This is a genomic window from Bradyrhizobium sp. LLZ17, assembly GCF_041200145.1.
In the GTDB taxonomy this organism is placed as follows: Bacteria; Pseudomonadota; Alphaproteobacteria; order Rhizobiales; family Xanthobacteraceae; genus Bradyrhizobium.
Window position 1 is genome coordinate 5,659,553 of sequence record NZ_CP165734.1, and the last position, 20,448, is coordinate 5,680,000.

Sequence of the window (20,448 nt, forward strand, 5' to 3'; positions counted from 1 at the left end):
CCGCGCCCGCAAGCGAAGGGAATTCTCCGCCTTTCGTCGCACCCGAACCTCGCTTACATTTGCCATCATCTGGGGTCAAAGGGTCGCCGCATGTCCGATATGACCGTTGCCGCAGGCCGGCGCTCCCGTTGGGGCCTCTTCATTGCTCCCGTCCTCCTGCTGATCCTCGCCGTCGCCTGGAGCGGCTTCTGGTTCTATGCCGCCTCGCAGGCCGAGATCGCCGCGGACGCCTGGCGCGCGCAGGAAGCCAAATCCGGCCGCATCTATGATTGCGCCAAGCGCTCGATCGCGGGCTTCCCGTTCCGCTTCGAGGTCCAGTGTTCGGGCGCCAGCGTGGCGCTGGTCTCGCAGAATGCGAGCAAGACACCGTTCACGGCCAAGCTCGACAACATTCTGGTCGTCGCCCAGGTCTATGATCCCAGGCATGTCATCGCCGAATTCTCGGCGCCCGCGACCCTGACCGATGGCGTCAGCCAAAACACTTTCGTGGTGAACTGGAGCAAGGGCCGCAGCAGCGTGATTGGCCTGCCGGCGATCCCTGAGCGCGCCCTCTCGTGTTCGACGATCTCAGTGTCAACCGGCTCGATGGCGGCGTCCAGGTGCCGCTCGCGCGCGCCAAGCAGGTTGAGCTGCACGGCCGCCTCGCGGACGGATCGCCGTCCGACCATCCCGTCATCGAGACCGTGCTCCACGTCGCGCAGGGCAGCATCCAGGGTGTGCATCCGCTGCTCGCCGAACCGTTCGAGGCGGACACGCGTGCGAAGATCACGGGCCTCTCCGATCTCACGCCAAAGCCGTGGCCGCAGCGTTTCCGCGAGATCCAGGCCGCAGGCGGCCACATCGAGATCGTGCAGTCGCGGATCCAGCAAGGCGAGATGATCGCGGTCGCGGCCGGCACGCTTGGACTATCGGCCAATGGCCGACTCGACGGCGAATTGCAGATGACGGTAACCGGCCTCGAGCGGGTGATCCCGGCGCTCGGCATCGACAAGATGCTGGAAGAGGGCGTGCCGCAGGCGACGCTCGACCGTGTCGCACCTGGCGTGAAGTCGCAGGACCTCAACAATTTGTTCGGCGCGCTCGACCGCGCCGTTCCCGGACTCGGCAAGGTCATCAAGCAGAATGCCAATGCCGGCGTTGCCGCCGGCATCAATTCGATCGGCACCGAGAGTACGCTCGAGGGCAGGAAGGCCCGCAGCTTCCCGCTGAAATTCGTCGACGGCGCCGTGCTGCTCGGCCCGGTGAAGGTCGGCCAGATCCCGCCGCTGTATTAGCTGTTGCTTCTCCCGTAGCCCGGATGGAGCGCAGTGCAATCCGGGGCTCTTGATCAAGGCTGATACTGTCCCGGATTGCGCTGCGCTCCATCCGGGCTACAGGTGCCGTATTTGAGACGCGGTCACGACGCCTTCGCGCCAACGCGATCGCGTGCCGGGAATGGGGCGCCGCAACTCTCTCTCTCTCTCTCTCTCTCTCTCTCTCTCTCTCTCTCTCTCTCTCTCATGTCGGGGGCACGATGGCCTCGAGCCCTCCGCGAATCGCCGCGCCTAACGGTAATCCGCGCGCGCGTGCGGATCGGCCCGGCAGCGAAAATATTCCGAACATGACCGTCAGTAAAACGTGATGCAGAAGATGCGTGTCGCCGCGAATAAGCACGGCCTCATTCACATCACTCCACATCAGGGAAGCACGCACGCGCCGGAGGAGGCGCGACGAACATGACCTGCTTCTCCAGAGGAGGGAAGTTCACGTGCGGATCATCAATTGCGGACTGATGCTGAGCATTCTCGCTGCCTGTTCGGGGCAGGCGCGTGCCGACGACAATGTCACGACCGAAATCCAGGCGCTCAAGACCAAGCTGAAGGAACTCCAGCAGCGCGTCGATTCGGAGGCGCGCAAGACGCATCAGGTCGCAGTGGCGCAATCGAAAGCCGCGCCACTGCCGGCGACCTACAAGGCGCTTCCCGTCGATCCATGTGCGGCCGGAAAGGTCTGCTACAAGGGCGTGACGCTGACATTCGGCGGCTGGGTCGATCTCACCGGCATCTACCGGTCCCGCAACATCGCCTCCGATACCGGCTCGGTCTACAACTTCATCCCCTACCAGCAGAGCCACAATTTTGATGTCCCCGAGACGCGGTTCTCCGCGCGCCAGAGCCGCTTCTCGGTGCTGGCCGAAGGCAACGCCGATCCTGATACGCATCTGGCCGGCTACGGCGAAATCGATTTCGAAGGCGCGGCGCAAACGGCGAGCTCAGTTGCCACCAACTCCTTCAACCCGCGGATGCGGCAACTCAGCCTCGAGCTCGACCGGACGGATCTCGGCGTTCACTTTCTCGCGGGACAATCCTGGTCGCTCAACGCGCCGACCAGGTCCGGCATCGATCCTCGCGCGGTCGATGCGCCGGGCGTGATCGACTTCGAATCCGTTCCGGGATTCCTCGCAGCACGGCAACCCGGCATTCGCGTGTGGCAGGACATCGGACCCGAGTTCAGGCTGGCCGCCTCGGTCGAAAATCCGCAGACCGCGTTCTTCGGCGGCAACGTGCCGACGGTCGGCACGCCCGCGGTTGGCCCGCAGGGCGTGCTCAACCCGAACCTCCAGGTCAATCTGACCGGGCCGGGCGGCAGCTTCTTCAACAACCTCAACAATGTCAGTCTGAACCAGGTCCCTGACGTCACCGTCAAGGCGGCCTGGGATCCAAGGCTTGGACCCTACAAGCTGCATGTCGAGGGCTGGGCGCTCTACCGCCAGCTGCTCGATCGATTCAACTCCGCCAACCACAGCTACGATACGGGGAGCTTCGGCGGGCACGTCTTTGCCGAGCTGATTCCGAAGACCCTCGACCTTCAGCTCTACGGCGCCCACGGCGTGCTCGGCCGCTTCACGGCGACGCCGTTCCCCGATGCGGCGGTGGCGCAAGATGGCACCGTGCTTCCGCTGTCGATCACGGCGGCCGCGGTCGGGCTGATCTGGCACGCAACGCCGAGCCTCGACGTCTACAGCTATGCAGGTCTGGAAAAAGCCAAGGCCAATTTCGCCAACGTCGGAACGGTGCCGTTCGGCTACGGCAACCCGCTCTACAACAACACCGGCTGCTTCACTGAAAACACGCCGGCTGCGAGCTGCAACGGCAATACCAAGGAGGTTCGTCAGGTCACCGCCGGCGTCTACGACACTCTCTACCAGGGCAATTACGGCACGCTCAAAGCCGGCGTGCAGTATTCCTACACCCAGCGCATCGCCTTCGCCGGTGTCGGTGGCGCGCCGAAGACGGACGACAACGTCGTGATGACGCAGATCCGCTACTATCCGTTCTAGCTCTCTCGTGCGAAACGCGGGTTCGTAGCCTGGATGGAGCGAAGCGCAATCCGGGAGTCTTGCCTCAAGCGAAGGCGTCCCGGATGACGCTTGCGCTCCATCCGGGCTACTCGCGCGCTACGGCTTCTTCAGCGCGGCGTGCGGGCGGCCGAAGTCGGGCGCCGCCGAATCCTGGCCGATCTCGACAATGCCGCGGCGGATGGCGCGGGTGCGCGTGAAATGCTCGAACAGCGCCTCGCCGTCGCCGCGACGGATGGCGCGGGTGAGCTTTGCGAGATCCTCGGTGAAGGTGCCGAGCATCTCCAGCACAGCCTCCTTGTTGGCGAGAAAGACGTCGCGCCACATCGTCGGATCGGACGCCGCGATGCGGGTGAAGTCGCGGAAGCCGCCGGCGGAGAACTTGATGACTTCTGATTCCGTCACCTGCGCCAGCTCGTCGGCGGTGCCGACGATGGTATAGGCGATCAGATGCGGCAAATGGCTGGTGATCGCGAGCACGAGATCGTGATGATCCGGCGTCATCACCTCGACCTTGGCACCCATTGCCGTCCAGAACGCGCGCAGATGCGCGACGGCAGCAGCGTCGGTGCCTTCCGGCGGCGTGAGGATGCACCAGCGGTTGATGAAGAGCTCGGCGAAGCCGGAATCGGGTCCGGAATGCTCGGTGCCTGCGACCGGATGCGCCGGTACGAAATGAACACCCTGCGGCAGATGCGGCGCCATGTCTCTGACGATGGCGCCCTTGACCGAGCCCACGTCCGAGATGATCGCGCCCGGCTTCAGATGCGCAGCGATCTCCTGCGCCACCGGACCGCAGGCGCCGACCGGAATGCAGAGGATGACGAGATCGGCGTCCTTCACCGCTTCCGCATTGGTCGCGACGACGTGGTTTACGATGCCGAGCTCGAGCACCCGCGCGCGCGTCTGCTCCGAGCGCGCGGTGGTGACGATCTCGGAAGCCAGGCCCTGGAGCTTCGCAGCGCGCGCGATCGAGCCGCCGATCAGGCCGAAGCCGATCAGCGCGACGCGCTGGAAGTGCGCCGCCGCCTTCATCTGCCGGCCACGAAGTCGCGCAAGGCCTCGACGACGAGGCGGTTGGCCTCCTCGGTGCCGATGGTCATGCGCAGCGCATGCGGCAGGCCGTAGTTCTTCAACGCGCGCAACACGAGACCGCGTTTGGTGAGGAACGCGTCGGCGTCATCGGCGGTCTTGCCCTTGTCGACCGGGAACTGGATCAGCACGAAATTGGCGACGCCCGGCGTCACTTTGAGCCCGAGCTTGCTGATTTCCTCGCTCAGCCAGTTGCGCCAGGTCTCGGTGAACTGCTTCGACATCGCCTGGTGCGCAGTGTCCTCGATCGCGGCGACGGCCGCGTACATCGCCGGCGTCGACACATTGAAGGGACCGCGGATGCGGTTCACGGCATCTATGACGTGTTCAGGGCCGAACATCCAGCCGACGCGCAGCGCCGCGAGGCCGTGGATCTTGGAGAAGGTGTGCGTCACCACGGTGTTTTCTGTGGTGGCGACGAGCTCGATCCCCATTTCATAATCGTTGCGAGAAACATAGTCGGCATAGGCGGCGTCCAGCACCAGTAGGACATGCGAGGGCAGGCCGGCGCGCAGGCGCTTGACCTCGTCGAATGGCAAATAGGTGCCGGTCGGGTTGTTGGGATTGGCGAGCCAGACCAGTTTTGTGCGCGGCGTCACGGCTTTCAGGATCGCGTCGACATCGGCGGTGAGGTTCGTCTCCGCCGCAACGACATTCTTGGCGCCGACCGCCATGGTCGCGATCGGGTACACCAGGAAGCCGTGGGTAGTGGAGATCGCCTCATCACCCTGGCTGAGATAGGTGTGGGCGAGCAGATTGAGGATCTCGTCCGAGCCGGCGCCGCAGATGATGCGGTTGGGATCGAGCCCGAAAGAACGGCCGATCGCCTCGCGCAGCACGCGCGAGGTGCCTTCCGGATAATCCTCCAGGTGATCGGCCACGTGCTTGAACGCCTCGATCGCCTTCGGTGAGGGCCCGAACGGCGTCTCGTTGGCCGAGAGCTTGAACACCTTGCGGCCGGGCTCGGCCACCGGGCTCTTGCCGGGCGTGTAGGGCGCAATATCGAGAATGCCGGGATTCGGCACGGGGCGGGACATCTTCAACTCCGGATAGGCTGGTCGAGGTTCGCGATTTAGGGTTTCGACCCGATCGGGGGCACCGTATAGCGCGTTGCGTGGCTGCCGACGAGGGCCGTGGAGCGCACCGATGCCCCCGCTTCGATCAGGGCAGCCTTGATCTTGTCGAGGCTGCTTGCTGCGGTGACGGAGACCAGCAGGGCCGCGCCGTCGAAGGCGGTATCGGGCACCGCCACGATCTCGGCCAGCGGCGACAGCGCCCGTGCGACCTCGGCATTCCAGCCCGAAACGCGCACGCTGAAGGTCTCGACCTCCGTCACCAGGGCGCTGTCGGCGACGCGCGAGACCGCGAACACGGGCAGCGCAGCCGGATGGTCGGCGCGCTCGACGAAGGGCAGCCGCGCGATGATTTTTGGCGCACCTTCCTGCTCGAGCAACAGCCACCACGGCGTGCGGCTGGAGGTCGCCGAGACCAGCGCCAGATCGCCCTTGGATTTCGCCACCGCCTCGACTGCGGCCTGCGCGCTGAAATGCGCGACGTAGGGCACCGTGAAGCCGAAATGGAATCGCGCGGAATCGCGCATCGCGGGCTCGCTTACCGAGATGTCCGCGTGCACCGCGAACGGCGCCTGGACGTAAGTGAAGGTCGAGATGATGACGCGCCAGATGCTCTCGACCGTGTCGAGCGGCAGGATGCCGCGATGACGCTGCACGAGGTCGCGCATCATGGCGGCCTCGCGCGCCGGGCGGAAGGCGGAGCCGACCTCCTGGGTCTGCTTTACCTGGATCAGGCGGTCGATGATGTCGCCGCGCTGCATCAGCAGGCGATGCATGCCCTCGTCGATCGCGTCGATCTCCTTGCGCAATTCCTGCAGCGATGGTGGCGCGGGCGGACGTTGAGACATATCTGACAGCGGCTATTGAGAGGCGTTCCAATACGGATCGGACGAGGAGACCAGCAAGTCCGGATCCGCTGCGATCGACCTCTGATTAGGCAGGATGGGCGGTGAAAGCAAAGAGAAATGCAAAGGAAAATAGGGCCTGTTCGGCTGAGGATGCAGAGTGGAATGTGGCTGATCCGGACCGTGACTTGACGAAAACCGCCCAAGCCGGTAGGTTTTGCCTGTTCCGTGGTCATTTGAGCCGGCCGGCTTGCAGCCACGTTAAAAAACTCGCTAAACAGGCCGGGGACGCTTTCGATCCCGGCCGAACCTATCGTTCAGGCCGGGTTTTTTATGGCCTGATGTCAGTAGCGATCTGAAGTCCGATCGCAAACGAGGTCGATGGTCAGATGGTTGGCGTCAAGTCGATTCCGAGTCCCGCGATCAGTGCCGACGACCGGTCGCATGAGGTGGATCATCCGAGTTCGCCGGTCGCGCATTTCGGCGCCGATCAGCCGCTGCGGCTCGATTGCGGCATCGATCTCTCTCCGTTCCAGATCGCGTATCAGATCTATGGCGAGCTCAATGCCGATCGCTCCAATGCAATCCTGATCTGCCATGCGCTGACGCTCGACCAGCACGTTGCCAATGTTCATCCGCTGACCGGCAAACCGGGCTGGTGGGAAATCATGGTCGGCCCCGGCCGCCCGCTCGATACCGACAAGTACTTCATCATCTGCTCGAACGTGATCGGTGGCTGCATGGGCTCGACCGGCCCTGCCTCGACCAATCCCGCAACCGGCAAGGTGTGGGGGCTGGATTTTCCGATCATTACGATCCCCGACATGGTGCGGGCGCAGGCCATGCTGCTCGACCGCCTCGGCATCGAGACGCTGCTCTGCGTTGTCGGGGGGTCGATGGGCGGCATGCAGGTGTTGCAATGGACCGCGGCCTATCCGAACCGCGTGTTCTCCGCGCTCCCGACCGCATGCAGCACGCGTCATTCGGCGCAGAACATCGCCTTCCACGAGCTCGGCCGGCAGGCGGTCATGGCCGATCCGGACTGGCATGGTGGACGCTATGTCGATCAGGCGACGCATCCGCATCGCGGCCTCGCCGTGGCGCGGATGGCCGGGCACATCACCTATCTCTCGGACGCGGCGCTGCACCGCAAGTTCGGACGGCGCATGCAGGACCGCGAGCTGCCGACCTTTTCGTTCGACGCTGACTTCCAGGTCGAGAGCTATCTGCGCTACCAGGGCTCGTCCTTCGTCGAACGGTTCGATGCCAACACCTATCTCTATCTGACCCGCGCCATGGACTATTTCGACATCGCCGCCGATCATGGCGGCGTGCTGGCAAAGGCGTTCGCCGGAATCCAGACCCGCTTCTGCGTGGTCTCCTTTACCAGCGACTGGCTGTTTCCGACCTCGGAATCGCGCGCGCTGGTGCATGCGCTGAACGCGTCGAGCGCGCGGGTGTCGTTTGCCGAGATCGAGACCGATCGCGGCCATGATGCCTTCCTGCTCGACGTGCCCGAATTCTTCGATATCTCGCGTGCTTTCCTGCAATCGGCCGGCAAGGCGCGCGGGCTCAAGGATAAGGACGGCTAGCGATGTCTGTACAGGAAGTGCTGCCGCTGGGCGGCATTGCGACCGGGCAGCCCAGTGATTTTCGCGCGGACCATGTGCTGGTCGCCGAGATGGTCAAGCCGGGATCGAAGGTGCTCGACGTCGGCTGTGGCGAGGGCGATCTGCTGCAGCTGCTGGAAACCTGCGGCGTCGATGGCCGCGGCATCGAGCTGTCGCGGGAGGGCGTCAACCGCTGCGTCGCCAAGGGCCTCGCGGTGGTGCAGGGTGATGCCGATACCGACCTCGTCAACTATCCCGATGACGCCTTCGACTACGTGATCCTGTCGCAGACGCTTCAGGCGACACGGCAGCCCAAGGTCGTGCTGGAGAATCTGCTGCGCATCGGCCGCCGCGCCATCGTGTCGTTCCCGAATTTCGGCTTCTGGAAGATGCGGCTTCAACTGCTGGTGGGGGCCACATGCCCCGCACCGAAAACCTGCCGGCAAGCTGGTACGACACCGCCAACATCCATTTCTGCACCATCAAGGATTTCGTCGAGCTCTGCGACGCCATCGGCGTCAAGATGGAGCGCGCCGAGGCGCTCGACCTCTACGGCCGACCGCTGCGGCTGCGGATGCCATGGTGGGTGTGGAATTTGTTCGGCGAGCAGGGGGTGTTTTTGCTCACGCGTGGCGGCGGGAAGTAAGATTACCGTAGCCCGGATGAAGGGCAGCGCAATCCGGGATTCTATCCGCGGACGCGAAGGCCCCGGACTACGCTGTCGCTCCATCCGGGCTACGCGATGGAGTGCGAGGCGGCGCCTTCGCGCTAATGCGCCGCCACTGATCTCGGATCTCGCACCGGCCACCGTCCCGCTTCCACCAACGTGACAAACCGCTCCACCGTCGCGTTGAACAGTGCCGGCTCCTCCAGATTGAGCACGTGGCCTGACTTCGGAAACATCGCGAGTCCCGCGGCCGGCAGCTGCTTCTTCAGAAACAGGCTCGCGCTCACGCACGGATCGTCCTCGTCGCCGCAGATGATGAGTGCCGGCGTCGAGACGCGTCCGATCGCGTCCGTCATCGTAAAGATCGAGGGGCGGCCGGCCTGGAAGCCGCGCATTGTCCGCGCCGATCCCTTGGCATCATGCCGCGCCAGCGCCGCATAGAAATCAGCGTGGCCGCGCGGATCCTTGACCAGGAAGGAATCCGGCTCGGCGCCTCGCGCGTTGCTCTTGCCACCTCGGCGGCGCCGAGCGTCTCGAACTGCTCGGCATTGGCCCGGCACTGCTCGCGCCAGGCGTCGAGAGTCTCGATCTCCGAGCCGGAGCCGACGCCGGCGAGCGTCATCGACAGCGCGCGCTGCGACGCATTCAGTCCGATCTGCAGCGAAGAGTAAGCGCCCATCGACAGACCGACGAGATGCGCGCGATCGATTCTGAGATGATCGAGCACGGCGAGCGCATCGGTGTAGAAATGGGTGTAGCTGTAGACCTCGCCCGCCGGCACGTCCGACGGTGTGTAGCCCCGCGCCGAATAAGTAATGCAGCGGTGGCCGCGCGAAAAATAGCGCATCTGCGGCTCCCAATTGCTGTAGTCGGCTGCGAACTCGTGCAGGAAAATGATCGGCGTGCCGGTGCCGGCCTCTTCGAAATAGAGGCGGCAGCCATCCTTGCTCACGGCGTGGGGCATGCAATTGTCCTCCTTTACAACTGTGGCATTGGAATGCGGCTCTGCGGTCTGCGCATGTGAGCCTAGCACCTGTTAATCACCTTCCAAAATCTCCGCCAATGCGTCTTGATCTCGCCACATCAGGATTGTGATACGCCACGCGGATGTCGGCCGCCCCACGGGCCGATGGGGAATTGGGGGGTGTCAACCAAGGATGAAGAATGTTCGAGTTGTTTGCGTCTCGCCTGTCGCGCTGTGTCCTCGCGCTGGCTCTCTTCTTCGCGGCGGTTGCCGCCTTCTCGTCGCCGGCATCAGCGCGGTCTCATCGCCATCATAGCGCAGAGCGGCACGCTTACGTGCATCACGCAGCGCGCTACGCCAGCAGACATCATCATTACCGCAACTATGCGCGCAGCTCGCGCTTCGAGCGCAATGCGGCGCAATTGCAGGCGAGCGGGTTCGGCAACAGCTTTGCGAGCTATGATCCGAACGCCAATGGCGGCGGCATGGCCATGAACGCGAGCGGCGCAATGTCGATCAACGGTCACGCGCCAGCAGCCATGAGCCGCAGAGGCGGAAGGGCTATCCGCGATAGCAGCGGAACGGCGACGAGCGCGGGCTTCGGTGGCGGATCGGGGCTCGTCTCCGAGGCGCGCCGCTATGTCGGCGGCAATCCGACCGGCCGCGGCAGCCTGTGGTGCGCGCGCTTCATGAACATGGTGCTTGAGAAAACCGGCCACCGTGGGACCGGCTCCGACATGGCGAACTCGTTCGCGCACTACGGCACGCGTGTCTCCGGTCCGCAGGTCGGCGCCATCGCGGTGATGTCGCGCGGCGGCCGGGGCGGTCATGTCGGCATCATCACCGGCGTCGACGCGCAGGGCAATCCGATCATGATCTCCGGCAACAACGGCAACCGCGTCCGCGAGGCCCCTGTCTCGCGCGGCCGCATCTATGCGTATGTGATGCCGAACTGAGGCGAGTGCTCGTCATTGCGAGGAGCGAAGCGACGAAGCAATCCAGACTGCCTCAGCGGGGAGATCTCTGGATTGCTGCGCTCCGCTCGCAATGACCGAGTGTGTTGAGGCGGCGCTCCGTCACACCAGCTTCGGCTCTTCCACCGCAACCTGATCACCGAGGCCGATCTCGCCGTCGGCGATCACCTCGGCGTAGATGCCGCACTCCATGTGGCCGAGGTTGCGTGAGAGCGTGGGCGGGATTTCGAGATCGCGCCTGGCGGTCTGCGGATCGACATTGGTGGCCGGACAGCGGACGATGCGCTTGACCACCTTCAGCCGGGCCTGCCCGATCGCGAGCGTCTCGCCGACGAGGTCGAGCTCGGACCAAGCCGGCCAGCCCGTGACATAGAGGTTGGCGCGGAAACGCAGCGGATGCACGGCGGCGCCGCCGAGCATGGTCTCGATGGCGCGGACGCTGTCCAGATTGATGATTGACACGACCTTGCGGGCGACGTCGGAGAAGCTGTGGTCGCGGCCGGACAGCAGCTTCGGCGGGCCTTTCAGCTCCGGCTGAAAGTTCTCGCTGAAATAGCGCTCGATGGCAGCGCGCCCGGCTTCGGTCTCGAGATCGCTACTGGCGGCGATCTGGCCGTCCTTGCGAATGGTCAGGCGGTTGGTCGCATCCTCGAAACGGCTGTCGAGGGAAGCCAGCCGCTCATTGCGCGCGAGCATCAGAAACTGGATTTTCGGCTTCCATGCCGGCGCTTCGGGATCGAACCCGCTTGGGCCGTTCTCGATGGCGTAGCGGCGATCGGCGGGCAGGGTCTGGCCGACCCGCAAGGGGACGCGGGAGAGGGGCTCCGGCGTCAGGCCCTTGATCGGGTAGCGATAGAGAGAGGTGATCTCGGCGGCCGGGGTGGATCTGTCGGCACTTCCAGATGGCTTGGCACTTGATGTCATGTCGCTACTTAAGGGATTCCGCCGGGCGGCGCCAAGCGACCCGATCCGGCTTGCGAATTTTCAGCGCACGAAATTGTGAAGTGGCCTCTTCCGATCCGCGGGCCCGCTTCCCACATCTGGGGCAGGCCGGCGCCAGCGCCGGCTGATAACGACCGTTGCCGGTTGAGAAAGCTCAATGCGGCCAGCGGAAACCCAATGAAGATGCCGTTTGGAGTGCCTTCGAGGGCTCCAGGGGCAGGCCGAGGGAAAGACCACGATATGAACATCGAAAAATATACCGAACGATCCAGGGGCTTCATCCAGTCCGCGCAGTCGCTCGCGATGCGCGAGGGGCACCAGCAGTTTTCGACCCTGCACCTGCTGAAGGTCCTGCTGGACGATACTGAGGGACTGGCTGCCGGTCTGATCGACCGTGCCGGCGGCAATTCCCGCGCAATTCTGAAGACGACCGAGGACGCCCTGAACAAGGTGCCGAAGGTCAGTGGTGCGGGCGCGGGGCAGATCTATCTGGCCCCGGAACTGGCTCGCACCTTCGACGCGGCCGAAAAGGCCGGCGAGAAGGCTGGCGACAGCTTCGTCACCGTCGAGCGGCTGCTGCTCGGGCTCGCGCTGGAGAAGAACAGTGAAGCCGGGTCGATCCTGAGCAAGGGCGGCGTCACCCCGCAAAATCTCAACGCCGCGATCGAAGCGCTGCGCAAGGGCCGCACGGCCGACAGCGCCACGGCCGAGAACGCCTATGACGCGCTGAAGAAATATGCTCGCGACCTCACCCAGGCGGCGCGCGACGGCAAGCTCGATCCGGTCATCGGCCGCGACGAGGAGATCCGCCGCACCATCCAGGTGCTGTCGCGCCGGACCAAGAACAATCCGGTCCTGATCGGCGAGCCCGGCGTCGGCAAGACCGCCATTGCCGAGGGCCTGGCGCGGCGTATCGTCAATGGCGATGTGCCGGAGAGCCTCAAGGACAAGAGGCTGCTCTCGCTCGACCTCGGGTCGCTGATCGCGGGCGCAAAATACCGCGGCGAGTTCGAGGAGCGGCTCAAGGCCGTGCTCCAGGAAGTGACTTCGAGCGACGGCAATTTCATCCTGTTCATCGACGAGATGCACACGCTGATCGGCGCCGGCAAGGCCGATGGCGCGATGGACGCCTCCAACCTGCTCAAGCCGGCGCTCGCCCGCGGCGAGCTGCATTGCATCGGCGCGACCACGCTCGACGAGTACCAGAAGCATGTCGAGAAGGATGCGGCGCTGGCGCGGCGCTTCCAGCCGATCTTCGTCAGCGAGCCTTCGGTCGAGGACACCATCTCCATCCTGCGCGGGCTGAAGGACAAGTACGAGCAGCACCACGGCGTGCGGATCACCGATTCCGCGCTTGTTGCCTCCGCGACGCTGTCCAACCGCTACATCACCGACCGTTTCCTGCCCGACAAGGCGATCGACCTGATGGACGAGGCTGCCGCGCGGCTGAAGATGCAGGTCGATTCCAAGCCGGAAGAGCTGGATTCGCTCGATCGCGAAATCATCCGACTCAAGATCGAGCAGGAAGCCCTGAAGAAGGAAAGCGACCTCGGCTCCAAGACCCGCCTTCAGGCGCTGGAGAAGGAGCTCGTCGAGCTCGAGGAGAAGTCGGCGGCGCTGACATCGCGATGGAGCGCGGAGAAGAACAAGCTTTCCAATGCCCAGAAGCTGAAGGCGGAGCTCGACGGCTTGCGCGTCGAGCTTGCCAATGCCCAGCGGCGCGGCGAATTCCAGCGTGCCGGCGAGCTGGCTTATGGCCGGATCCCGGAGCTCGAGAAGCAGCTCGCCGATATCGAGGCGCGTGAAGGCTCCGGCGAGATGATGGAGGAGGCGGTCACCGCCAACCACATCGCGCAGGTGGTCTCGCGCTGGACCGGCGTGCCCGTCGACAAGATGCTCGAAGGCGAGAAAGACAAGCTCCTGAAGATGGAGGACTCGCTCGGGAAGCGTGTTGTCGGCCAGGCCGAGGCGGTCCACGCGGTCGCGACCGCCGTGCGCCGTTCGCGCGCGGGGCTCCAGGACCCGAACCGGCCGATGGGCTCGTTCATGTTCTTGGGCCCCACCGGCGTCGGCAAGACCGAGCTGACCAAGGCGCTCGCCGAGTATCTCTTCAACGACGAGACCGCGATGGTGCGTCTCGACATGTCCGAATACATGGAGAAGCACTCGGTCTCGCGCCTGATCGGCGCGCCTCCGGGCTATGTCGGGTACGACGAGGGCGGCGCGCTCACCGAAGCGGTGCGGCGCCGGCCTTACCAGGTGGTGCTGTTCGACGAGATCGAGAAGGCGCATCCCGACGTGTTCAACGTGCTGTTGCAGGTGCTCGATGACGGCCGCTTGACGGATGGCCAGGGCCGGACCGTCGATTTCCGCAACACGCTGATCATCATGACCTCGAACCTCGGTTCGGAGTTTCTGGTGAATCAACCGGAAGGCGAGGACACGTCTGCCGTGCGCGAGCAGGTGATGGGCATGGTGCGGGCGCATTTCAGGCCGGAGTTCCTGAACCGCGTCGACGAGATCATCCTGTTCCACCGTCTCCAGAAGAGCGAGATGGGTCGGATCGTCGAGATCCAGTTCGGCCGTCTCGAGAGGCTGCTGACCGATCGCAAGATCGTGCTGACGCTCGATGCCGCGGCGCGCGACTGGTTAGCTGCCAAGGGCTGGGATCCCGCCTACGGCGCGCGGCCGCTGAAGCGGGTGATCCAAAAGTATCTGCAGGATCCATTGGCCGAGATGATCCTCGCAGGTGAGGTGAAGGATGGCGACACGGTCGCGATCTCGTCCGAAGGCAACGTGCTGACCTTCAACGGCAAGGCGCCGCAGACCGCGGAGATCACCCAGTTCGACGCGCCGGTGCCGAAGCGCAAGCTGAACTGATCGTCTTTGCTGGCTGCAAACAATGAACCGCCCCGGAGAGGCCTCGCCGCTCCGGGGCGGATTTTGTCGTACCGGTCTAACTTGCCAGTCTAACTTGCCGTGCCGACAGGGCCGGGGGCCTCGTCCTCGCTCTCGTCGAGCTCGGATAGGATATCCACCACCGCGCGGACCCGTCCCTGCGCCAATGGCCTCAAATCATTGATCATGGGCTCGTCATTGGCGAGCCAGGCCTGGGCTTCGGCGAGTTCGTCGATCGTTGCGCCCGTCCCGATGATCTCCGCAATGGTGGCATCATCGGCGCCGCCGATCGCCTTGCTGACGTCGCTATGTGTCAGGCGTGTCACGGCTCTCTCCCTCGCTCGAGTGCAGGACCCGTCCGCACCGGGCGGACGGGTTGTTGCATTGGCCATCTCAGGGTCGAGATCTCAACGGCCGGTGGTCAGCCGCGGCGGGTTCTGGGACATGATCCAGAGCTCGATCGCGGCCAGCACAGCGACCGCTATACCGACCACCACGTGGATGGTCATCGCCGTCCTGGCGCCCTCGAATCCGAGGACCCAAGGCGCAATGAGCGTCCACAGGCCGACGATCAGGTTCAGCCATTCTTCCCATACGGCGAACGCGGCAAGCGCCGCGATGGCCAAAATTGCGATCACGATGCCGGCGATATGTGCGTTCTGGGAAGCTTTTCCGGCGTCGAAGCCGAAGATCCACGGCGAGAGAAACAGGAATGCGCCGAGGACCAGGTTTGCGACGTCGCACAATTTTGCGTTCGTCCAATTCTCCATGGCATGCTCCGTAAAGCCCTGCCCCTGGTAGCGAAACAACAGCCGTGCTGCCCGCCAGGTTCCAACGAAATGAAGCAAGGAAATCGAAAACAGGGCGGCGCGCGGTTGCCGATTGCCTGCTGTCGGGGGCTCGTCAGACCTAGCGGTTGGTGACCTGGAGCGGCCCGCCGGTGGCGTCCGAGATCCGGGCGATGGCGCCGCCCCGGCCGCTCATCATGCCGTCGAGCCGGTCGCGCTCCTTCTCGAAGCTCGTGAGCATCGGGCCTTCCAGCGAACGGCCGCGCGGCAATTTCACGCGCATTGGGTCGACGAAGCGGCCGTTGACCAGGATCTCGTAGTGGACGTGCGGGCCGGTCGACTGGCCGGTGGAACCGACAAAGCCGATCACCTGGCCCTGGCGCACCTTTTTGCCCGGCTCCATGCCCTTGGCGAAGGCCGACATGTGGCCGTAGGCGGTCTCATAGCCGTTGTTGTGCTTGATACGGACATACTTGCCGTAGCCGCCCTCGAGCTGGGCCTTCTCGATAACGCCGTTGCCGGCGGCGAAAATCGGCGTGCCGTAAGCGGTGGCCCAGTCGACGCCGGTGTGCATCTTCACATAGCCGAGGATCGGGTGGCGGCGGCCGCCGAAGCCGGAGCGCATGATGGCGCTGTTGACCGGTTTCCTGACCAGAAACTTCTTCGCGCTCTTGCCGGTCTCGTCATAGTAATCGACGACGCCGTCGTCGGGGCTCTGGTAGCGATAATATTTCTTGGTTTCGCCGCCGACCGTGAGCGAGGCGAACAGAACGTCGTTCTTTTCGCTCGCCGTCACGCCTTCGTCCTCGCCGGCGTAGAACACGTCGAAGGAATCGCCCGGCTGCACCTTGCGCTGGAAATCGACGTCGTAGGAGTAGATCTTGATCATGTCGTCGATGACCGGCATCGGCACCTTGTTGCGTATCGCGGTCTCGTAAATGCTCTGGTAGAGCCGCACGCCGGTGCCGTCGTCATCGTCGTCATCGTCGCTGTTGGTGCTGGCCGCGGCATCAGCGACAGTGTTCATGCTGGAGACGTCGACCGCGACGTATTTGCCGAGATCGGACAGCGCCGCGATCGCCTCGACCATGGTGTCGTTGGCGACGATGACGCGGTAGGGCTGGAGTCTTGCGCCTGGGCTTGCGGGCGCCATCAGGATGCGGAGTTTTTCGCCTTCCTTCACGCCGCCATCGCGGCCGCGCGGCCCGAGCGTGGCGGTGATCGCCTTGATCTCGTCCGGCGTGGCGCCGAGATCGCGCAGCACGGAGGAGACCGAATCGCCCTTCTTGACGACATGGACGCGCTCGCCGTTGGGATTGCCGCCGGTGATCTGCTCCTTGGTCTTCGGGAGCAGCGTGACGTTTTCCGGCACCACGCGGGTCTCGAAGCCGGCATAGGGATCGGACGGCGACACTTCGGTGGCGTAGGCGCTTCTGATGTCGGATGCCCCGGAGACGTCGGCGGTGGCATTGGCGAGCGCGGCGTAGCGCACCCCGCCATTGCCGCGCCAATTGGCGGCGTCGCGGACCCGCATCAGGATGTCGTCGAGCGCCACCACCGCGGAAATCTTGGCCTTCGGCAGCACCGGCGACAGGTCCTTGGTGACGAAGGAGACCTCGGCGTCGGGCTCGACCGCTTCCGGATTGTTCGGATCGTCGGCGGCGGCCTTGGGGTCGGAGCCGACGTCAGTGAGCAGCCGCTGTGCGTTGAACGGCGGGATCTTCGCCGACAGATCGCTCGTCGTCATCGACAGATTGCCGGCGATCCGGATGAAGGGACGCACCCGCATCACGTCGCGATTGCCGACGCGGGCGACGGTGGAAACGCGCACGATGTTGCGCGAGGCCGTGGATTCATTCGGCGGCGGCAGGCGGTCGCTCTTGTGCAGCGTGGCCGCGCGATCAGCTGCGCCGAACGCGCCGCGCAGCGCGCCCTCGACCCGCTCCGGCACTTTGGCGAAAGTCATTTCGCCGTCGAGAGATGCGAAAACGGCGCCGCCAATCAAGGCTGCGCCGCAGAGTCCGGTCAGAATTGTCCCGCTGAACCATTGCACCGAGACGCGACGGCGATCGATGACGGCGGCCTCGGAACCATCGACGGACAGCGGCGGCTCGTGGCCGAGATCGATGATCCCGGTCTCACGCCCGTAAGCGCCGCGTGACGTCCTGTGGCTCAACCCAAGTCCCCCAATCAACGACCCGAAATGCCTTGTCCTGCACTCCTCCCGTTTCGCCCTCTTCCAGGGGAATCGCGGGAAAAGCCGTGCCGCATAGGTGTTCGCGCTCAGAAGGCCCTGATGGAGGCCCGGCCGAAATTACGAACAGCGAAGCGGGTAAAGGTCTCTCGATGTCTCTCGAATGTCCAAGGAAGGCCGCGTCATCGTAAGATCGCCTTCCTCTGACCCCGTGAAATCGCGGGCAGCCCCCACTGGCATCCCGCGATTCAAGCTTGTCTCTTACCAGAACGCCGCGGGATTGTGGCTCTAGTACGGCGTCCCATGGGGAAAAGTTTCCTGAACGGGCTGGCGCCAGAGCCTTCCCCGGGGAGGGCGCCAGAAGCCGCCTCAGGAGCCCCCACGAGCCCAAACTTTTTTGGATTTTTTCATCGACTGGTCCCGACCCGACCGCTCGACGTTCGTCTAATCGTCTGGAAACACGTGATTTTTTCGGACAATCCACTGTGCGACGATTTGTTGACAATGGGCGTTGACAATCCGGAGCGAGGGGGCCTATAACCCGACCACTGAGCGCGGCGCCGCCGGGTCAACGACCACGGCGAGCGGACGTGCCACTGATGCTCCTCACCTTGTTGAGTGACACAACGATCGACGCAAGTCGGTTGGAGTTCATTCATCGTCGGTAAGGGTGTCGGAACCCTTCCTCTAGGGAAGGATGGGGCCTCCTGGGTCCCGGGCTGTTTGACAAGTGAAGATGAAGAAAGAGAAACGTGGACGGCGGAGTCCTTGCGGGTCTCGCATTTGAAAGGCTTCGGCTTTTCGGATCGGGACCGGACGAAAGACTTCGGCGGTACACGTTTTAAGGTTACACCATCGTTGCCAGCGATGTGAATCGCAGGCAGCTCGTCGACTTCGGTCGGCGAAAAATGGTGGGACCTCGTCAAACGTTGTGATCAGCCGGTTCAAAGTTCAAGTCCAACTTGAGAGTTTGATCCTGGCTCAGAGCGAACGCTGGCGGCAGGCTTAACACATGCAAGTCGAGCGGGCGTAGCAATACGTCAGCGGCAGACGGGTGAGTAACGCGTGGGAACATACCTTTTGGTTCGGAACAACACAGGGAAACTTGTGCTAATACCGGATAAGCCCTTACGGGGAAAGATTTATCGCCGAAAGATTGGCCCGCGTCTGATTAGCTAGTTGGTAGGGTAATGGCCTACCAAGGCGACGATCAGTAGCTGGTCTGAGAGGATGATCAGCCACATTGGGACTGAGACACGGCCCAAACTCCTACGGGAGGCAGCAGTGGGGAATATTGGACAATGGGGGCAACCCTGATCCAGCCATGCCGCGTGAGTGATGAAGGCCCTAGGGTTGTAAAGCTCTTTTGTGCGGGAAGATAATGACGGTACCGCAAGAATAAGCCCCGGCTAACTTCGTGCCAGCAGCCGCGGTAATACGAAGGGGGCTAGCGTTGCTCGGAATCACTGGGCGTAAAGGGTGCGTAGGCGGGTTTTTAAGTCAGGGGTGAAATCCTGGAGCTCAACTCCAGAACTGCCTTTGATACTGAAGATCTTGAGTCCGGGAGAGGTGAGTGGAACTGCGAGTGTAGAGGTGAAATTCGTAGATATTCGCAAGAACACCAGTGGCGAAGGCGGCTCACTGGCCCGGTACTGACGCTGAGGCACGAAAGCGTGGGGAGCAAACAGGATTAGATACCCTGGTAGTCCACGCCGTAAACGATGAATGCCAGCCGTTAGTGGGTTTACTCACTAGTGGCGCAGCTAACGCTTTAAGCATTCCGCCTGGGGAGTACGGTCGCAAGATTAAAACTCAAAGGAATTGACGGGGGCCCGCACAAGCGGTGGAGCATGTGGTTTAATTCGACGCAACGCGCAGAACCTTACCAGCCCTTGACATGTCCAGGACCGGTCGCAGAGATGTGACCTTCTCTTCGGAGCCTGGAACACAGGTGCTGCATGGCTGTCGTCAGCTCGTGTCGTGAGATGTTGGGTTAAGTCCCGCAACGAGCGCAACCCCCGTCCTTAGTTGCTACCATTTAGTTGAGCACTCTAAGGAGACTGCCGGTGATAAGCCGCGAGGAAGGTGGGGATGACGTCAAGTCCTCATGGCCCTTACGGGCTGGGCTACACACGTGCTACAATGGCGGTGACAATGGGACGCTAAGGGGCAACCCTTCGCAAATCTCAAAAAGCCGTCTCAGTTCGGATTGGGCTCTGCAACTCGAGCCCATGAAGTTGGAATCGCTAGTAATCGTGGATCAGCACGCCACGGTGAATACGTTCCCGGGCCTTGTACACACCGCCCGTCACACCATGGGAGTTGGTTTTACCTGAAGACGGTGCGCTAACCAGCAATGGAGGCAGCCGGCCACGGTAGGGTCAGCGACTGGGGTGAAGTCGTAACAAGGTAGCCGTAGGGGAACCTGCGGCTGGATCACCTCCTTTCTAAGGATGGTTCTTCAGAAGCTTGCTTCTATCGAACCGTTTTAGAAACATCAGTGGCCAACGGTCGTCAGGATCGTTGAGCTGCATTGGCGGGATTTCGCCGTCTACGTTTCTCTTTCTTCGCGGACGAACACGCGCTGGGCCTGCATGCGCAGGATCCCATGGTCCTTAACGGGATATGCGTTAGGGGCTTGTAGCTCAGTTGGTTAGAGCGCGCGCTTGATAAGCGTGAGGTCGGAAGTTCAAGTCTTCCCAGGCCCACCACACTCATCGAGTAAGCATTCGTCTTCTGGTTACGGGGCCATAGCTCAGCTGGGAGAGCGCGTGCTTTGCAAGCATGAGGTCGTCGGTTCGATCCCGTCTGGCTCCACCAGATGGTTTGATTGCCGACACGTTGTGTAACTCAATCGTCCGCGAAACATCACTTCGCACCCACTAGTCCGGATGGACGGTGAGGTTGCGTGATTTCTGACATCGTAAAGAGGAGATCGATCCGAGTTGGATCGTGCAGCAAGCAATTGCTATGCGATACTTCATTATCTCCGGATCATTTCGGCGCTCACGCGTCCTTCAAGGTCAAACTTGAAAGACGGGCGAGTTGTAAATGATCCTTTTAG

The 20,448-nt window shown here is 63.2% G+C and carries 11 protein-coding genes, 2 tRNA genes, 1 rRNA gene, 3 pseudogenes and 1 riboswitch; of the genes and pseudogenes, 9 read left to right on the forward strand and 8 right to left on the reverse strand.

Annotated features, from left to right (window positions below; all coding sequences use genetic code 11):
* Positions 1-90: 90 nt before the first annotated feature.
* Together AB8Z38_RS27160 and AB8Z38_RS27165 are read left to right on the forward strand one after the other, a co-directional pair.
* Positions 91-1,274 (forward strand): annotated as a pseudogene (locus AB8Z38_RS27160) (DUF2125 domain-containing protein).
* A gap of 473 nt (positions 1,275-1,747) precedes the next feature.
* Positions 1,748-3,319 (forward strand): hypothetical protein, encoded by a 1,572-nt coding sequence (locus tag AB8Z38_RS27165; RefSeq protein WP_369720783.1) that lies wholly within the window; start codon positions 1,748-1,750, stop codon positions 3,317-3,319.
* Positions 3,320-3,436: 117 nt separating this feature from the next.
* Here AB8Z38_RS27165 and AB8Z38_RS27170 read toward each other — a convergent pair whose 3' ends face one another.
* From AB8Z38_RS27170 to AB8Z38_RS27180, 3 genes are read right to left on the reverse strand one after another with little or no spacing between them, the layout of a single operon-like run.
* A complete protein-coding gene (locus AB8Z38_RS27170; protein WP_369720784.1) occupies positions 3,437-4,372 on the reverse strand; it encodes a prephenate/arogenate dehydrogenase family protein in 936 nt (311 codons plus the stop codon).
* Positions 4,369-5,466: a histidinol-phosphate transaminase gene (gene hisC / locus AB8Z38_RS27175; protein ID WP_369720785.1), complete on the reverse strand. Its 1,098-nt coding sequence runs from the start codon at positions 5,464-5,466 to the stop codon at positions 4,369-4,371. Before hisC ends, AB8Z38_RS27170 begins: the two co-directional genes overlap by 4 nt.
* Before the next feature lie 35 nt (positions 5,467-5,501).
* Positions 5,502-6,350 (reverse strand): chorismate mutase, encoded by an 849-nt coding sequence (locus tag AB8Z38_RS27180; protein ID WP_369720786.1) that lies wholly within the window; start codon positions 6,348-6,350, stop codon positions 5,502-5,504.
* A 215-nt stretch (positions 6,351-6,565) separates the two neighbouring features.
* Positions 6,566-6,645: riboswitch (SAM riboswitch) on the forward strand.
* Positions 6,646-6,736: 91 nt separating this feature from the next.
* Here AB8Z38_RS27180 and AB8Z38_RS27185 point away from each other — a divergent pair.
* On the forward strand, positions 6,737-7,939 hold the full coding sequence (locus AB8Z38_RS27185; protein ID WP_369720787.1) for a homoserine O-acetyltransferase: 1,203 nt from the start codon (positions 6,737-6,739) through the stop codon (positions 7,937-7,939).
* 2 nt (positions 7,940-7,941) lie between these two features.
* Positions 7,942-8,603, forward strand: a pseudogene (gene metW / locus AB8Z38_RS27190) (methionine biosynthesis protein MetW).
* A gap of 122 nt (positions 8,604-8,725) precedes the next feature.
* Here the strand turns inward: metW and AB8Z38_RS27195 are convergent.
* A pseudogene (locus AB8Z38_RS27195) lies at positions 8,726-9,588 on the reverse strand (alpha/beta fold hydrolase).
* Between the two features lie 200 nt (positions 9,589-9,788).
* On the opposite strand from AB8Z38_RS27195, the gene AB8Z38_RS27200 reads away from it, so the two are divergent.
* On the forward strand, positions 9,789-10,544 hold the full coding sequence (locus AB8Z38_RS27200) for a TIGR02594 family protein (protein ID WP_369720788.1): 756 nt from the start codon (positions 9,789-9,791) through the stop codon (positions 10,542-10,544).
* A gap of 120 nt (positions 10,545-10,664) precedes the next feature.
* On the opposite strand, the gene AB8Z38_RS27205 is transcribed toward AB8Z38_RS27200, so the two are convergent.
* Entirely contained in the window at positions 10,665-11,486 is an 822-nt protein-coding gene (locus AB8Z38_RS27205) for an MOSC domain-containing protein (RefSeq protein WP_369720789.1), read from the reverse strand.
* Between the two features lie 258 nt (positions 11,487-11,744).
* Here AB8Z38_RS27205 and clpB point away from each other — a divergent pair, with 258 nt between their 5' ends.
* Positions 11,745-14,384, forward strand: coding sequence for an ATP-dependent chaperone ClpB (clpB, locus tag AB8Z38_RS27210; protein WP_369720790.1), 2,640 nt, complete (start codon positions 11,745-11,747; stop codon positions 14,382-14,384).
* Between the two features lie 89 nt (positions 14,385-14,473).
* On the opposite strand, the gene AB8Z38_RS27215 is transcribed toward clpB, so the two are convergent.
* From AB8Z38_RS27215 to AB8Z38_RS27225, 3 genes are all read right to left on the reverse strand, one after another.
* Positions 14,474-14,728: a hypothetical protein gene (locus tag AB8Z38_RS27215; protein WP_369720791.1), complete on the reverse strand. Its 255-nt coding sequence runs from the start codon at positions 14,726-14,728 to the stop codon at positions 14,474-14,476.
* 81 nt (positions 14,729-14,809) lie between these two features.
* A complete protein-coding gene (locus tag AB8Z38_RS27220) occupies positions 14,810-15,172 on the reverse strand; it encodes an SPW repeat protein (protein ID WP_369720792.1) in 363 nt (120 codons plus the stop codon).
* A 139-nt stretch (positions 15,173-15,311) separates the two neighbouring features.
* Positions 15,312-17,366, reverse strand: coding sequence for a peptidoglycan DD-metalloendopeptidase family protein (locus AB8Z38_RS27225; RefSeq protein ID WP_369720793.1), 2,055 nt, complete (start codon positions 17,364-17,366; stop codon positions 15,312-15,314).
* A 976-nt stretch (positions 17,367-18,342) separates the two neighbouring features.
* On the opposite strand from AB8Z38_RS27225, the gene AB8Z38_RS27230 reads away from it, so the two are divergent.
* The 3 genes from AB8Z38_RS27230 to AB8Z38_RS27240 all read left to right on the forward strand — a co-directional run bounded on the left by AB8Z38_RS27230 (position 18,343) and on the right by AB8Z38_RS27240 (position 20,204).
* Positions 18,343-19,831 (forward strand): 16S ribosomal RNA (locus tag AB8Z38_RS27230).
* 187 nt (positions 19,832-20,018) lie between these two features.
* Positions 20,019-20,095, forward strand: a tRNA-Ile gene (locus AB8Z38_RS27235).
* Positions 20,096-20,128: 33 nt separating this feature from the next.
* Positions 20,129-20,204, forward strand: a tRNA-Ala gene (locus AB8Z38_RS27240).
* Positions 20,205-20,448: the final 244 nt, after the last annotated feature.